Below are 15,505 nucleotides of genomic sequence, written 5' to 3' on the forward strand. Positions count from 1 at the left end.
GCACGTCGAGCGCGGTTCTCGTCGCCTCCTCTGGGCGGGGCGGCGGCCGCGGCACGGCAGGCCGGGCCGCCCACATCTGACATGCCCTTACCTGGAGCAATGGTCAGCCCGTCGTGGCGAACCGCATCAGGCTGGTGTCTTGATCAAGCCCGCCGGGAGTTCTTGTGCACAGGCCACGTGAGTGTTTCCGCGAGGACCGTCGTCCGGACCCGGGCCGCGCCCTTGTGCGCTCCCCCGGCCGGCCCGGGCTTCCCCTGCCGCGCCCGGGGTGCCCGCGGAGCGAGCGGTGAGGCGGCCCGGGCGCCGCAAGGCAGCGGGGGCGGCCGGGGCTCCGTCACCGAGCCCGGCGCAAGAGCTTCCGGTTGCGCCCGCCTGGATGCGCTGGCTGCCTGCCCTGTACGTCGCCGTCTTGCTGGCTGTCGAACCGATCACTCCGGTGCAGTGGCCGGTGAGTTTCCTGCTCGTCGCGTTGCCCCTGGTCGCCGCCTTCGCCCACGGCCCCGGCTTCGTCGCCGCCGTCGCCGTGTTCGCCCTCGTGCTCCAGGGCGTACTGGCCGGCACTCCCTGCTGTGCGGGACGGGCCGTGGGGTACCTGTGGGACCGTCACTACGTGGCGGCCTACTTGTCCACGGCCCTGGTCGGCACCCTCGGCACGATCCTGGCGGCGCACCGGGTCCGCCGCGAACGCACCCTGGCCACCGTCCGGACCGTGGCCGAGACCGCGCAGCGCGTGCTGCTGCGGCCAGTGCCCCGCCGCCTCGGGCAGGTCTCCCTGGAGACGCTGTACCTGTCCGCCGCCGCGGAGGCCTGCATCGGCGGCGACCTGTACGAGGCGATGCCCACGGCGTACGGAGTCCGTCTGCTCGTCGGAGACGTGCGCGGCAAGGGCCTGGTCGCCGTGGAGACGGCCGCGACGCTGCTCGGCGCCTTCCGCGAGGCCGCCCACGACGAGCCCGAACTGACCGAACTGGCGCACCGGGTGGAGCGAAGCATGAGCCGCCGAGCACAGCAGTTGCAGGGCGGCGAAGTGACGGAGGGCTTCATCACCGCGGTGTTCGCCGAGGTGCCCGACGACGAGCACGTGGTCCGCATCGTCAACTGCGGCCACCCACCGCCCCTGCTCATCACCCGCGGGACGGTCACCGAGCTGCACGCGTCCGATCCCTCGCCCCCCATCAACCTCGGCATGCTGGTGGGGGACTCCTACCACGTGGATGTCGAACCCTTCCGCCCCGGAGACCAACTGCTGCTGTACACCGACGGCGTCACCGAGACACGTGACCGCACCGGCGCCTTCTATCCGCTCACCGAGCGCATCCGACCCTGGGCCACGCTCTCTCCCCGCGACCTGCTGGCTCACCTGCACGAAGACCTGCTCGCCTACAGCGGCGGGCAACTCAACGACGACATCGCCGCCCTCGCCGCCCACCGCCTTCCCGGTGGGGCTCACCCCTGAGGTGGGTGCCCGGCGAGTGCACCCTCCCCGGGACTCGCGGCGTCAGGTCCTGGCCGGCCGGGAGCAGGCACCGGCGGCGCAGTCGGTGAGCCACCGGTCGAAGTCGGCGTCGTAACGGGTGCCGATGCCGGAGTGGTAGACGGCGTAGCCGCCCGTGTAGTCACCGACCCGGAAGCGGGCCAGCATGTGCTGGATGTCCGCCGGGTGGTGTTCGAACATGTAGCGCACCGCCAGGTACCCCCACGGGTAGGTGCGCGTCACATCGCTGTTGGCGTAGGTGTTCTCGAAGAGTGTGCTCAGCGTGTAGGTGTGCTTGGCCGCCTCCGTGACGGCCTGGTCGTCGGTGAGGCCGCGGTAGCCGTAGGAGGCGTACTCGGCCAGGCCCTCGATCCACCAGATGTCCGGGACGGTCGTCTGCTGGGTGAAGTCGCCCTTCATGTCGTCGCGGGCGTCGAGGAAGTGTGTGTACTCGTGGTTCAGGTTCCACACGCGGGCCGTGAACCCGTCGTCGTAGTTCTTCTGGTACATGATCGAGACCGGCTGGTTGTGGGGGTCGCTCGGATTCCCTTCCATGGTGATGCCGCCGTTGTCCGTGCTCACGCCGAAGATCGCCCCGGCGTACGTCTGGTAGGCGGTGCGGTCGGCGAACACCACGAGCCGTACGGTCGACACGTACTGGCCGGGCACCGGGCCGTTGTCCTGCACCAGGGCATGGACGTACGGGTCCTGTCCGAGGATGCTCCGGCACACGGCGTCGAGCTCTTCGGGGGTGAGCGCCTGGGCCCGTATGTCGTGCGCCGGGTCGCAGGAGCGCGTGACCGGCAGGGCGGCCGCGATCAGCCGGTCGGCGAGGTTGCAGATGTCGTAGTACGAACAGTTCGCCCGGTCGTAGGAGTCGGCCTGGGACGCCACCGCGACCCACAGTGCGGCGGTCGGGCCGGTGATGGCGGACGCGTTCAGCACCTCGTCGATCAGTGGCCGGACCGTGGCCTGCAGAGCGGGATGCTCGACGTGCCGGGCCAGATCCATTCCCGCGTTGGAGTCCAGGTAGGCACGGTCGGTGCCGAGCAGGTCGAGGTGGCCGAGCGCGAAGGACTGGAGGGTGCCCAGGATGTCCGGGTCGTCCGTGACCGCGTCGACGTAGTCCGGGTTCCAGTTGCCCCGCCACAGGGGTGTGTAGACGTCGTTCACGGCCGCCAGCATGCTGGCGACGTCGTCGTAGCTGCTGTCGTAGCCGTCGAGCAGCTGCTGATAGACCGGCAGGTAGCGGGCCTGCTGGTCGGCGCTGTCGGTGAGGATGACGACGTCGCCCAGCACGTCGCCGTTCGCGGAGGTCACGTCCTGCGCGTGCGGGCGGGCGAAGAAGGCGTCCAGGCCCGCCGTGGTGGCGTCCTCCAGGGGCGCGCCGTAGGGGCCGACGTCGGTGGGGTCGTTGTACTGCACGTAGTAGCCGGCGCGCAGGAAGAGGACCAGCTGCCAGATGCTGTCGGTGTTGTCGCCGCGGTATCCGCGGGCCGCGGCGGTGAACGCCCGGGCGACGGTGACCATCTGGGACTGGCGGAACACCCGGCGGGCGTCCGTGCCGGTGACGGAGAACAGGGTGTTGACGCAGTCCGTGGTGGAGGCTCTGACGAGGCGGACGAGGGCCGACCCGGTCCGGCTGCCGAAGGCGGCGGGAGTGCAGTCGGCCTTCTTCGGCCGGCCCGCGGCAGGCCGGCGGTCCGGTGCGGTCGTCGGCCTCAGGGGCGGGAGTTCGGCGGGGGTCAGGCGGTGTCGCTGGACGGCGGTCCGGTCCGGCGCCCCGACGGTCGACCCGGTCGGGGGTACGGGCGACCGGGTGCCGAGTGGTCCGGTCACGGTCCCGGTGGCGGGACGCTGCGCAGGTGCGGCGAGTGCCGGTGCCGCGGGGGCGCAGGTGAGCGCCGCGCCCGCGACGAGCGCGCCGACCAGGCATCCAGGCAGCGTGAAGCGGTAGCGCATCTGGACTCCTTCGCGGATGGATGCGCCTCGGAAGGGGTGGTGAGGCGTGAGAGGCACTGTCTCAACGGCTCCCGGCGCCGACAATGCGATGTGACATAGCACATGGCACCCACAGGGCATAACGCCTGATCGGTGGGGGGTGCCTACGGTGCGGGCACGCTCCAGGTGCGTGCGGCCCAGGCCCTCAAGTGCGGTGCCTGTGCGACCAGATCGCGGTACGCCGCGGTGGCGCAGGCGAACACCGTCTCCGCCACGTCGTCCGCGACGCCGCCGCGGCGCCACGCCAGTACGTAACGACACCACAGGGGGGTGCCGACCAGGGGTTTGACCAGCACTCCCCGGACCGGCCGGTGCGTGGCCTGCACCGCGGCGACTCCGAGGCCGTCGGCGATCATGCTCTGCAACTGCAGTCGGTCTCCCAGGAATTCGTGCACCGCGGCCGGGGTGAAACCGGCCGCCTCGCAGGCGGTGTAGAAGACCCCCGGCCAGCCGGCCCCGTCGTCGGGGGTGACGAACCACGCCTCCTCGGCCAGTTCGGCGAGCGGGATCTGCGTGCGGTGTCTGAGGCGGTGGTCGGCCGGAAGGGCCACGAACGTCGGCTCGGTGACGATGCCGCGATGGGTCACCGCGGCCGAGTGCCGCAGCTCCGCCCCCGGGTAGTCGGCGGCGATCCCCGCGTCCACCGCGCCCTCCTCCAGGCCCTCCACGATGCGCGAGGAGGCGTACACACTGCTCACCGTGAGCGACACCTCCGGCAGCCGGTTACGGAGCCGGGCGACCGTGCCGGGCAGGACCGGGGAGTTGGTCGCCGCCATGCGCAGGATCCGGCCCGCGCCCGGGCCGCTGTGGGGCGGGCGGCGGGCGATGGCCTCGGCGCGGCGCAGGACGTCCCGTGCCTGGGCCAGGACCTGGACGCCGTACCGGGTCGGCCGCACGCCCGACGCGTCGCGCTCGAACAGCGGCCCGCCGAAGAGCCGCTCGATGCGGCGGAGTTGGGCGCTCATGGCCGGCTGGGAGTAGCCCAGCTCGGACGCGGCCCGGCCGACGCTTCCGGCGTCGGCGATCGCACACAGGACGCGCAGGTGCCGAAGCTCCAGCTCCATCCGTCCACTCCCCCACCCGCTCACACCGCCAGCCGTGGCCACGACCGGCGGGCAGGAAGCGTTCCACCGGGGCGGCCGACGCACAAGACACCGAAGCAGTCGCTATTGACATGCCCACTGCATCGCATTGAGACATGTGAGCTTGTGTTCGCCCTCGTTCGGTCGTGTGCACCCTCACCCCCCGGAGCCGCACGTGTTCCCCCAACGACGCGCCCACGCACCCTGGTTGGCCGCCTCTCTCGCCCTGTCGCTCGTCCTCCCTCCGGCGGCAACGGCCGTACGGGCGGATGCGGCCGGAAGCGGCACCACCATGACGGCGTCCACGCCCACCGCCGACAACGGACTCGCACGCACCCCGCCCATGGGGTTCAACAACTGGAACTCCACCCACTGCCGCGCCGAATTCGGCGAGGGGCTGGTGAAGGGCATCGCCGACGCCTTCGTCTCCCTCGGCCTGAAGGACGCGGGATACACGTACGTCAACATCGACGACTGCTGGGCGCTGCCGAACCGCGACGCGAACGGGAACCTCGTCCCCGACCCCGTGCGCTTCCCCCACGGGATCAAGGCGGTTGCCGACTACGTCCACTCCAAGGGGCTGAAGTTCGGCCTCTACTCCAGCGCCGGGACCAGGACCTGCGACGCCCAGGGCTTCCCGGGAGGGCTCGGACACGAGCGGCAGGACGCGACCCTGTGGGCGTCCTGGGGCGTGGACTACCTCAAGTACGACAACTGCAACAACAACGGCGTCGACGCCAGGCAGCGGTACAAGGCGATGAGCGACGCGCTCAGGGCCACCGGTCGGCCCATCGTCCTCAGCATCTGCGAATGGGGCGAGAACCAGCCCTGGAACTGGGCCGCCGCATACGGGAACTCCTGGCGCACGACCGGGGACATCACGGACTCCTGGGCGGGCATGATCGGCATCGCGCACCGCAACCAGCCGCTGGCCCCCTACGCCGGACCCGGCGCCTGGAACGACCCCGACATGCTGGAGGTCGGCAACGGCGGCATGACCGACACCGAGTACGGCACCCACTTCAGCCTCTGGGCCCAGATGGCCGCGCCGCTGCTGATCGGCACCGACCTGCGCACCGTGTCGTCACAGGCGCTCGGCATCCTGAGGAACGCCGACGTCATCGCCGTCGATCAGGACCCGCTGGGACGGCAGGGCACCGTGGTCTCCAGCTCCGGCGGGCTCGTGGTGATGACCAAGCCGCTGGCCGACGGCGGCCGTTCGGTGACGCTGACCAACGAGAACACCACGGCCGGAACGGTCTCCACGAGCGCCGACGCCATCGGCCTGGGCGGGGCGGCCTCGTACCGGCTCAAGGACCTGTGGAGCAAGCGGACCAGCACGACCACCGGCACCATCAGCGCGTCGGTGCCCGCCCACGGCACGGTGATGTACCGCGTCACCCCCGGCACACCGCTCCCCGTGCCGACCGGGCTGAACCAGCTCGGCGACCTCCGGTGGACCTCGGCGGCCAACGGCTGGGGCCCGGTCGAGCGCAACACCAGCAACGGCGAACAGGCCGCGGGTGACGGCCGCACCCTCACGGTCAACGGCACGGCCTACGCCAAGGGCCTCGGGACGCACGCTCCCAGCGACATCGCCTACCACCTCGGCGGGAGCTGCACGTCCCTGCGGGTGGACGTGGGCGTCGACGACGAGGTGAGCGCGGGAGGTTCCGTCGTGTTCCAGGTCTACCGGGACTCCACGAAGGTCGCCGACAGCGGGATCCGCACGGCGAGCGATGCGCCCCTGCGGCTGACGGCGGACCTGACGGGCGGCAGCACGCTGCGGCTGGTCGTCACGGACGGCGGCGACGGCATCGACCACGACCACGCCGACTGGGCGGGCGCCACCCTCGCCTGTGGGCCGGGCCCCACGGCCGGAAGCCATGCGCTGAGCGACCTGTCGTGGGCCTCGGCCACCGGTGGCTGGGGACCGGTGGAGCGCGACCGCAGCAACGGCGAGCAGGCCGCCGGTGACGGCCGCACCCTCACGATCAACGGCACGACCTACGCCAAGGGCCTCGGAACGCACGCCGCGAGCACCGTCGCGTACTACCTCGGCGGTTCCTGCACCGGGCTGTCCGTCGACGTGGGCGTGGACGACGAGGCCGGTGGCAGCAATGGATCGGTCGTCTTCCGGATCTACCGGGACGACACGCTCGTGGCGGACAGCGGCCGGGCCACTGGCGCCGACGCCGCCAAGCCACTCACCGCGGACCTGACCGGCGGCCTCGAACTGCGCCTGGTGGTCACCGACTCCGGCGACGGCATCGACTACGACCACGCCGACTGGGCGCAGCCCCGGCTCACCTGCGGATGACCGGTCCCGGCCCACACCACCGAAGAGCTGAAGACCTGGGCGAGGCCGGACCGCCCGGGCCGCTACCGGGACGGCTGCGCATCGTCGGGTCGGGGAGGCATCGCCAGGTGTGCCAGGTCTCCTGGCCGCGGTGTCGTCACCGGCCAGAGCGGCGCAGGGGTCCCGTCGGCGACCGCGGCGGGTGCGTCGGTCAGGTTCATGCGCTCCCGCAGGCGGCCGTAGAAGTCCATCGGGCCCAGCCGGACGGCGCGCAGCCGGCGCGGGGACGCGTAGACACCGATCCAGTCCCCCGGGTCGAGCACGCCCCGCAGCTGACCGTCGATGCTCACGGCGGCCTGCCCGGACCGGTCCAGCACGCGCAGGGCGATGGGCTCGTCCGGCGCGGCCACGACCGACCGGTTGAACGCCATGTGCGGGGCGACCGGCGTGAACACCAGGCCCTCGGCGCGGGGCGAGACGACGGGGCCGCCGGCGGCGAAGCTGTAGGCCGTCGAGCCCGTGGGGGTGGCGACCATCAGCGCGTCGGCGGAGTAGGACGCCAGCAGCCTGCCGGCGAGATAGACCCCGACCGACACCTGCCGGTCCCGGGCCAGCTTCTCCACAACGACGTCGTTCAGCGCGGTCACGTTCAGCGCGACGCCCCAGTCGCCGCCCGCCTCGCAGTCGGTGCGGACCCGCGGAGGCGGCAGGAGGGGGCCGCGCCCGTAGCGCATCAGCGCCTCCATGCCCGAGGGCACCTCCAGGCGGCGTGAGGCACGCAGGGTGAGCAGCATGCGGCTTTCGACGGTGAGCCGGTCCTCGCGCACGGCGTCCAGTGCGGCACGTACGACGCTGACGGGCACCTCGGTCAGGAAGCCCACCCGGCCGCAATCGACGCCCAGCACCAGGGCGTCGTTCTCGGCCGCCAGCCGGGCGCCGCGCAGGAAGGTCCCATCGCCTCCCACGGTGACCACGAGATCCGGTTCGCCCGCGGCCTCGACCTCCTCCCGCGCGCTGTGCCGCCCGCCGTCCCGCCACACGTCGATGTCCGTGCACTGCACGGCGTTCTCCGCGCACCATTCCCGGACGGTCCGGGCCGCGGCCTCGGCTTCCGCGCGTCCTCCGTGCACGACCAAGCCGATACGACGTACCGTCATGTCTGCCTCCGAGTCACCTCGCGGACGAACGAATGTCCCCCTCCTCCCGGGTGCCATCCTCACCGCGCGGCACACCGCTCCTGGAACGCCACGCCGCCGGAAGACGCCGCTCGCGTCGCATCATCCGCCCTGCCCGTCGCACAGCGGCCCCCGGCCCCCATGCAACCGGAAAGGATGAACTTAGGCACATCGGAGACTACTTAGGGGTACAGGACCAAACAGTGTTCACCGTATGAGAGGAGCAAGCCGTGATCTTCACGCTGTGCACCGCGGGGCCTCTCCTGCTCGCCCTCCTCCTGCTCGCCCGGCAAGAGACCCGCAGCCACTCCCCGCGCCACAAACGCTGAGCCCGGCCTCCCCCACGGGCCGGCGCCGTCTTTGCGCCTGCCCGTGCTTTTCTTGGGCATGACAGGACACGGAAGTCCACTGCCGTACACGTTCTCCCTCTCGTATGTCGGTGCACGCCGCGGAGGCGTCCCACATGCTCTGCCCAACCGGAGGAGAACCCGTGCCCCGACCTTCCGTTCCGCCTGCCCGTCCCGCCCTCGCGGCCGCCGCCCTGGCCGCGGTCGGTGCGCTGACCGCCGCGGCCGCGACACCCGCCGCCGCGCACGCGACCGCGCGCCGGCATTCGCCCGCCCGGCACGTCCTGCTGCTGTCGGTCGACGGGCTGCACCAGTCCGACCTCGCCTGGTACGTGGCCCGTCACCCGCAGTCGGCGCTCGCACGGCTCGTCGGCGACGGGGTGGAGTACACCCACGCCGGCGCCACCGTCCCCTCCGACTCGTTCCCCGGCATGATCGGTCAGCTCACCGGCGGCAACCCGGGCACCACGGGCGTCTACTACGACGACACCTACAGCAACGCCCTGCTCCCGGCGGGGACTACCGGCTGCGCCGGCGTCAGAGCCGGTGCCGAGGTCGACCTCACCGAGGACCTGGACCGGAACAAGGACTCCCTCGACGCGGGCCAGGGTCTGAGCGGCCTGCCCGGGAGCATCCTGAACATGACCGGCGACCCCCGCAGCCTGATCGATCCCTCGAAGTTGCCGGTCGACCCGAAGACCTGCAAGCCCGTCTACCCCCACGCCTACCTGAGGGTGAACACGGTCTTCGACGTGGCCGGCCGGGCCGGGCTGCGCACCGCCTGGGCCGACAAGCACGCCGCGTACGAGATCCTCGACGGGCCCTCGGGCAACGGCGTCCAGGACCTGTTCGCGCCCGAGATCAACAGCAAGGCCGTCGGCTACCCGGCGGGCGGCGACTGGACGAAGGACAACGCGGCCACCGAACAGTACGACGGCTACAAGGTGCGGGCGGTCCTCAACGAGATCGACGGCTACGACCACAGCGGTACACGCCGGGTCGGCACGCCCGCGGTGTTCGGCATGAACTTCCAGTCCGTCTCCACCGCCCAGAAACTGCCGTCCTCGGACGGTCTGGCCGGCGGCTACGCGGCGAAGGGCGTCCCCGGCCCGCTGCTGGCGAAGAACCTCGCGTTCGTGGACCAGGAGGTCGGCGCGTTCCTCGCCGAACTCCGCAAGCGGCACCTCGACGACCGTACGACGGTGATCCTGTCGGCCAAGCACGGGCAGTCGCCGACCGACCCGGCGGCGCTGAACCGCATCGACGACGGCCCGCTCCTCGACGGTCTCGACGCCGCCTGGAAGTCCGCCCACCCCGGCGCCGGCGACCTGGTCGCACACGCCGTGGACGACGACGCCATGCTCGTCTGGCTCACCGACCGGTCCCCGGCCGCCACCGACTTCGCCAAGGCGTACCTGCTGGCGCGGTCCGGCACCGGCACCGGCATCGACGGCGGGCCCAGGCCCTTCACCGCGAGCGGTCTGCGGACCCTGTACGCCGGTGCGGCCGCCGCCCGTTACTTCCACGTCCCGCCGGGCGACCCCCGCGTACCGGACCTCCTCGGCGTCACCCGGTACGGCGTCGTCTACACCGGCGGCAAGGGCAAGATCGCCGAGCACGGCGGCGCGCACGCCGACGACCTCGACGTCCCGCTCGTCGTCTCGGGTGCCGGGACCGCGCACGGCAGGCGGGTCGGCGCTCCGGTGCGGACCACGCAGATCGCCCCGACCATCCTGCGGCTGCTGGGCCTGGATCCCCGCGGGCTGGACGCCGTGCGCATCGAGCACACGCGCGCACTGCCGACGCGCTGACGCCCGTGTGAGGGCGGCTCCGGCCGGGAGGGCTCCGTCAGCTCGCCCACGCCTGGAGCCGCTCCCCCGGCTCCTGCTCCCGCAGCTGGGCGAGCGACTGCTTCTCCAGCTGGCGCACGCGCTCGCGGGTCAGGCCCACCTGCTCCGCCACCTCCTGCAAGGTGCGCGGCCGCCCGTCGTGCAGGCCGTACCGCAGGCTGAGGATCATCGCCTCGCGGGGTGCCAGGGTGTCCATGGCCTCACGCAGTTCCTCCGCGAGCGCCTGGAATTCGGCCACCTCCGGGGCCTGCAGCACATCGGTGTCCGCGATGAGGTCGCCGACCACCGTTGCGCCGGTGTCGTCCACCGGGGTGTCCAGGCTGATGGCCTGCCGCCCGACCCGGCGCAGCCAGGTGACCCGGTCCTCGGCGATACCGGCTTCCCGGGCGACCTCCCCGACGGCCGGTTCGTACCCGAGGCGGAGCTGGAGCTTGCGCTCGACCTTGGCGAGCTTCTGGAGCTGTTCCACGACGTGCATCGGCAACCGGACCGCGCGGGCGTGCGTCCCGACGCCCCGCTCGATCGCCTGGCGGATCCACCAGGTGGCATAGGTGGAGAACTTGAATCCCTTGGTGTGGTCGAACTTCTCCACGGCCCTGATCAGTCCCAGATTCCCCTCCTGGATGACGTCGAGCAGCGGGAGCCCCCGGTGGGCGTGCCGCTTGGCCATCGCGACGACGAGCCGGAGGTTGGCGCGGACCATGTGGTCCTTGGCCGCCTGGCCGTCGCGCACCGCGGCCTCCAGCTCCCGCCGCCGCTCCGGTGGCAGGACGCGACCGTCGGCTTCGGCCTGCCGCACCTCCTCCAGCGCGTTCACACCGGCCTCCATGCACTGCGCCAGCCGGACCTCGTCGTCCGCGGCGAGCAGCGGTGTCGCCGCGATCTGCCGGAGGTACTGGCCCAGCAGATCCGGTTCGGCGTCGGGCTCGGGAACGGCGTCGAGCCGGTTCCTGGTGCGGGCGGGGTTCCGGCGGCCGTCCGCGGCGGCAGCCGCCGGCCTTCCTGTCGCGGGAGTCATCGTCGCTCTCCTCATCTCCTCGCGTCCCCGACGGCTCGGGTACCCCGGGGGCCCATGGGGGAACCGCGGCGACGGGGGCGGACGGGAGCGGTCCTGTCCGCCTCTGCCGAAGGCGCCGGGTTGGGAGACACTTGGGTTGTCCGGGTGTGGCGTGCCGCTCGTGAAGGGACGTTGGCCCTGTTCGGCCGTCACGCTGTGCTCTTGGGTGATCGGGCTCGCGTCAGGAGGCCGGGGTGTACCGCTCGTGCGAGGGGCTGCGGATCCGTCCTGACCGGCGGGCGGACCCCTCGGTCCCGCCGCGGACGTCACCGGCGGCCGCCACCCGGCCCACCCCGGCCGGCACCGGTCGCCACCGGCTGACGGCGGCCGGCACCGGACACCAGGTCCCCAGGCGCGCGTGATGGCGGCCGAAGAGCGGGAAAGGCGGCCGGGACAGCCGCGCCTCCCGGACCTGCATGTGCGCCTGCGTGCCGAGCTGGGCCGGATCGACGAGCAACTGCGCGGCATGCTGGACGCCATGGACCGGCTGCAGGGTCTGCTGGACGCGGTGGTCGCCATCAGCCGGGAGGTGGAGCTGCCCGCGGTGCTGCACCGTATCGTGACGACCGCCATGGACCTGGTCGACGCCCGCTACGGGGCACTGGGCGTACTCAACGAGTCCGGGGAGCACCTGGAGCGGTTCATCCCCGTCGGCCTGTCCGAACAGGAGCGCGCCGCTCTGGCCGAGGCCGGCCTGCCCCGTGGTCTGGGGGTCCTGGGGCACCTGATCCGCTACCCCGAACCCCTGCGGGTCGACGACATCTCGGCCCATCCGTCCTCCGCCGGGTTCCCGCCCGGCCACCCGCACCTGCGCACGCTGCTCGGCGTCGCCATCAGCGTGCGCGGCGAGATCTACGGGGACCTCTATCTCGCCGAGCGGCGCGACGGGCAGCCCTTCGACGTGCACGACGAGAACATCGTCGTCGCCCTGGCCAGCGCCGCCGGCATCGCCATCGACAACGTCCGCCTGTTCGAACGGGTGCGGGTCGGAGCCGAGCAGTTCCAGCGGCTGCTGCTGCCCAGGCTGCCCGACCTGCGGCCCTTCACGGCCGCCGCCATCTACCGGCCCGCTGCCGAGCCCAGTCAACTCGGCGGGGACTGGTACGACGCCATCCTGCTGTCCGACAACGTGGTGGCGGTCGTCATCGGCGACGTGGTCGGGCACGATCTGCAGGCGGCGGCCTCCATGGCCTCCACCCGTAACATGCTGCGCGCTCTGCTGTTCGACCGGAGCAACCCGCCCGGCGCGGTCCTTGCGCAGCTCGACCGCGCCCTGCATGCCATCACGAACAATCCCGTCACCACCACCACCCTGGCCCGCATCGAGCCGGAGGGGCTGGGCTGGCGACTCCTGTGGAGCACCGCGGGCCACGTGCCGCCCCTGCTGATCACTCCCGACCGGCGGGCCGAATACCTGTTCGCCGAGCCCGGGGTGCCGCTCGGGGTCGACCCCGACCAGCCGCGTCCCGACCACTCGCGCTTCCTGCCGTCGGACGCCACCGTCGTCTTCTTCACCGACGGGCTGGTCGAGAACCCCGACCGCCCCATCGACGAGAGTCTGAACCAGCTCGCCGACCTCGCCGCCGCGCACGCCGCCCGGCCGCTGCCGGAATTCGTTCGCGTCCTGGCCGACCACCACCCCAGCGACGGCCACGACGACACCGCCATCCTCGCCCTGCGCACTCCGCGCGCCTGACCTCCGGATCCGCCGGGCGGCCACGACCGGTGACCGGATGCCGCGCGTATCCGGATCGACGGTGGCGTGGAGGATCCGGCGGATCCGGCGGATGATGGTCTACGGGGCGACATCGATGCGGAGACCGCCCGATGACTGTCGCTCGGCGTGAATGGCTCGGACGGCGTGGCGTGGCTGTGCTGAAGATCTGTGCCGTTGCCGCACTGTATTACGGCTCGGCCACGGCGGGACTGATCCAGCAGCTGGTACGCAGCCAGGTCACGCCGTTGTGGCCGCCGACCGGCATCGCCCTGGCGAGCCTGCTCCTGCTCGGCCCGTGGGTGTGGCCCGGGATCACCCTCGGCGCGTTCCTCGCCAACGTCTCGCTCGGGCCGTCGATCCCGGCCGTGCTCGCGATCACGGCGGGGAACACCCTGGCGCCCGTCTGTTCGTACTGGCTGCTCCGCCGTGCGGGGTTCCGGAAGGAAATGGACCGTCTGCGGGACGCGCTGGCCCTGATCTTCCTCGGCGCGTTCACCGGGATGCTGGTCAGCGCGACGACGGGCACCGGGACCCTGGCCCTCGCCGGTGGGCTCAGTGCCGGTGCCTTCTGGCCGACGTGGTCGGTGTGGTGGACCGGCGACGCGATGGGTGTCCTGGTGGTCGCGCCGGTGCTGCTGGTCCTCCGCTCGGCGCACTGGCCGAAGAACGCGGCGCCGTCCCGCTGGGCCGAGGGGTTGCTGCTGGTCGTCGCCACCGCCTGCGTCGGTCTCGTCGAGGCCGGTCCCGCGCCGCTTCTGTTCCTCGGCTTCCCGTTGCTCATCTGGGCGGCCTTCCGCTTCCAGCTGGCCGGGGCCGCGCCCTGTGCGCTGGCCGTGTCGACCTTCGCCATCATCGCCGCCACCCATAGAACGGGGCCGTTCGCCGGTCACGACCTGCTCACCAACATGATCACGCTGCAGGCGTTCAACGGTTCCGCCTCGCTCACCGCACTGCTGCTCGCGGCCGCCGTCACGGAGCGCAACGAGACCCGCAAGGAGATCGAACGGGCCTGCACCCAGCTCGCCGAGATGGTGGCCAGGATCGCCGCGGGCGAGTACCGCGCGACGGGTCCGCACGGCGAGGGCGAGAAGGACGAGAACGGCGGGGCGAGAAGGCCGGCGTGACCGTCCGGCCCGTCCCGCCCGTCCGGCCGAGGTAAAGCAATCGCATGGTCTAGTCCAAAGTGTCGCTTGGTCTAGGCCAATCTATTGACGTGCTCGCAACAGCCTCATGAAGCTGGGGCCACTCCCCACCCCCACTGGAGGCACAGTGAGACGTCTACGCGCATGTCTGGGCGCGGCCGCGACCGTCGGGATCGCCGCCGCGGGCACGACCGCACTGGTCGCGGGCAACGCCTCGGGTGCGACGAGCGCCCTGAGCAACCGCTGGTACGCCGCGGCCCCCTACCTGATGCCGCTCGACAACGACCCGCCGGACGCGGCCGCCATCATGGACGCCACCGGCCTGAAGGCCTTCCAGCTCGCCTTCGTCCTGGCCCCCAACGGCGGCGGCTGCTCTCCCACCTGGGGCGGCACCGCCGCGGTCTCCTCGGACACGGCGGTCCATTCGGTCGTCAACACCATCCGCGCCAAGGGCGGTGACGTCTCCGTCTCCGTCGGCGGGTACGGCGGGACCAAGCTCGGGCAGGTCTGCTCGGACGCGGCGACCACGGCGGCCGCGTACCAGCAGGTCATCACCAAGTACGGCCTGCGCGCCATCGATTTCGACCTGGAGGAGCCGGAGTACGAGAACACGGCGGCGATCAGGAACGAGATCGGCGCCGCCAGGATCCTCCAGCAGAACAATCCCGGCCTCTACGTCTCCGTCACCACGGCCGGCACGGCGGACGGCACCGGCTGGTTCGGCAAGCAGATGCTGCTGGAGGCCAAGTCGCAGGGGTTCACCCCGAACAACTTCTCCATCATGCCGTTCGACGGCGGCTTCAACGGCGCGGCCTCCCAGACCGGCGCGCTGACCAACTTCAACCAGATCCTGCAGTCCACCTTCGGCTGGGACCAGGCGACCGCCTACGCCCACGAGGGCTTCTCCGGGATGAACGGGCGCAGCGACACCGGCGAGATCTTCGGCCAGTCCGACTTCCAGACGGTGCTGGACTACGCCACCAGCCACAACATGGACCGCTTCACGTTCTGGTCCCTCAACCGCGACCGCCAGTGCACCCCGCCCGACAACGGCGGCCGTACGTCCGGCACTTGCTCCAGCGTCACGCAGAACGCCTGGGACTTCGCCAAGTACTCGGTGAAGTTCGCGGGCACCACCCCGCCCACCACCACTCCCACGCCCACCCCGACGCCTCCGGGCACGGCCTGCAAGCCGGCGTGGAGTTCGACCGCGGTGTACACCCAGGGCAACGAGGTGTCGTACGGCAAGCACAACTGGAAGGCGAAGTGGTGGACCCAGAACGAGGTTCCCGGCGCCTCCGAGTGGGGTCCCTGGCAGGACGAGGGCGCCTGCTGACCGGCTGACACCGCAACTGACGATC

The 15,505-nt window shown here is 71.8% G+C and carries 10 protein-coding genes; 6 read left to right on the plus strand and 4 right to left on the minus strand.

What is annotated here, in order from left to right:
* Positions 1 to 376: 376 nt before the first annotated feature.
* Positions 377 to 1,456 (plus strand): PP2C family protein-serine/threonine phosphatase, encoded by a 1,080-nt coding sequence (locus AB0A61_RS13490; RefSeq protein ID WP_361290905.1) that lies wholly within the window; start codon positions 377 to 379, stop codon positions 1,454 to 1,456.
* Between the two features lie 42 nt (positions 1,457 to 1,498).
* Here AB0A61_RS13490 and AB0A61_RS13495 read toward each other — a convergent pair whose 3' ends face one another.
* Together AB0A61_RS13495 and AB0A61_RS13500 are read right to left on the minus strand one after the other, a co-directional pair.
* On the minus strand, positions 1,499 to 3,436 hold the full coding sequence (locus AB0A61_RS13495) for a collagenase (protein ID WP_361290908.1): 1,938 nt from the start codon (positions 3,434 to 3,436) through the stop codon (positions 1,499 to 1,501).
* 143 nt (positions 3,437 to 3,579) lie between these two features.
* The gene (locus AB0A61_RS13500; RefSeq protein WP_361290910.1) at positions 3,580 to 4,539 is read right to left on the minus strand and encodes a LysR family transcriptional regulator; all 960 of its coding nucleotides are present in this window, start codon (positions 4,537 to 4,539) and stop codon (positions 3,580 to 3,582) included.
* A 310-nt stretch (positions 4,540 to 4,849) separates the two neighbouring features.
* Between AB0A61_RS13500 and AB0A61_RS13505 the strand changes: the two genes are divergently transcribed.
* Positions 4,850 to 6,877 (plus strand): NPCBM/NEW2 domain-containing protein, encoded by a 2,028-nt coding sequence (locus tag AB0A61_RS13505; RefSeq protein ID WP_361291527.1) that lies wholly within the window; start codon positions 4,850 to 4,852, stop codon positions 6,875 to 6,877.
* Positions 6,878 to 6,939: 62 nt separating this feature from the next.
* Here the strand turns inward: AB0A61_RS13505 and AB0A61_RS13510 are convergent, their stop codons facing one another.
* Complete coding sequence (locus AB0A61_RS13510) at positions 6,940 to 8,013, minus strand: NAD(+)/NADH kinase (protein ID WP_361290913.1); 1,074 nt, start codon at positions 8,011 to 8,013, stop codon at positions 6,940 to 6,942.
* 508 nt (positions 8,014 to 8,521) lie between these two features.
* On the opposite strand from AB0A61_RS13510, the gene AB0A61_RS13515 reads away from it, so the two are divergent.
* A complete protein-coding gene (locus AB0A61_RS13515) occupies positions 8,522 to 10,189 on the plus strand; it encodes an alkaline phosphatase family protein (protein ID WP_361290916.1) in 1,668 nt (555 codons plus the stop codon).
* A 37-nt stretch (positions 10,190 to 10,226) separates the two neighbouring features.
* Here AB0A61_RS13515 and AB0A61_RS13520 read toward each other — a convergent pair whose 3' ends face one another.
* Positions 10,227 to 11,246: a sigma-70 family RNA polymerase sigma factor gene (locus AB0A61_RS13520; RefSeq protein ID WP_361290919.1), complete on the minus strand. Its 1,020-nt coding sequence runs from the start codon at positions 11,244 to 11,246 to the stop codon at positions 10,227 to 10,229.
* A 400-nt stretch (positions 11,247 to 11,646) separates the two neighbouring features.
* Between AB0A61_RS13520 and AB0A61_RS13525 the strand changes: the two genes are divergently transcribed.
* From AB0A61_RS13525 to AB0A61_RS13535, 3 genes are all read left to right on the plus strand, one after another.
* Positions 11,647 to 12,981: a GAF domain-containing SpoIIE family protein phosphatase gene (locus AB0A61_RS13525; protein ID WP_361290922.1), complete on the plus strand. Its 1,335-nt coding sequence runs from the start codon at positions 11,647 to 11,649 to the stop codon at positions 12,979 to 12,981.
* A 131-nt stretch (positions 12,982 to 13,112) separates the two neighbouring features.
* Positions 13,113 to 14,126, plus strand: coding sequence for an MASE1 domain-containing protein (locus AB0A61_RS13530; RefSeq protein WP_361290925.1), 1,014 nt, complete (start codon positions 13,113 to 13,115; stop codon positions 14,124 to 14,126).
* A 145-nt stretch (positions 14,127 to 14,271) separates the two neighbouring features.
* Positions 14,272 to 15,480 carry a carbohydrate-binding protein gene (locus tag AB0A61_RS13535; protein ID WP_361290928.1) on the plus strand — a complete coding sequence of 403 codons (1,209 nt, stop codon included), beginning with the start codon at positions 14,272 to 14,274 and terminating at the stop codon, positions 15,478 to 15,480.
* Positions 15,481 to 15,505: the final 25 nt, after the last annotated feature.

Source organism: Streptomyces sp. NPDC046197 (assembly GCF_040646295.1).
In the GTDB taxonomy this organism is placed as follows: domain Bacteria; phylum Actinomycetota; class Actinomycetes; order Streptomycetales; family Streptomycetaceae; genus Streptomyces.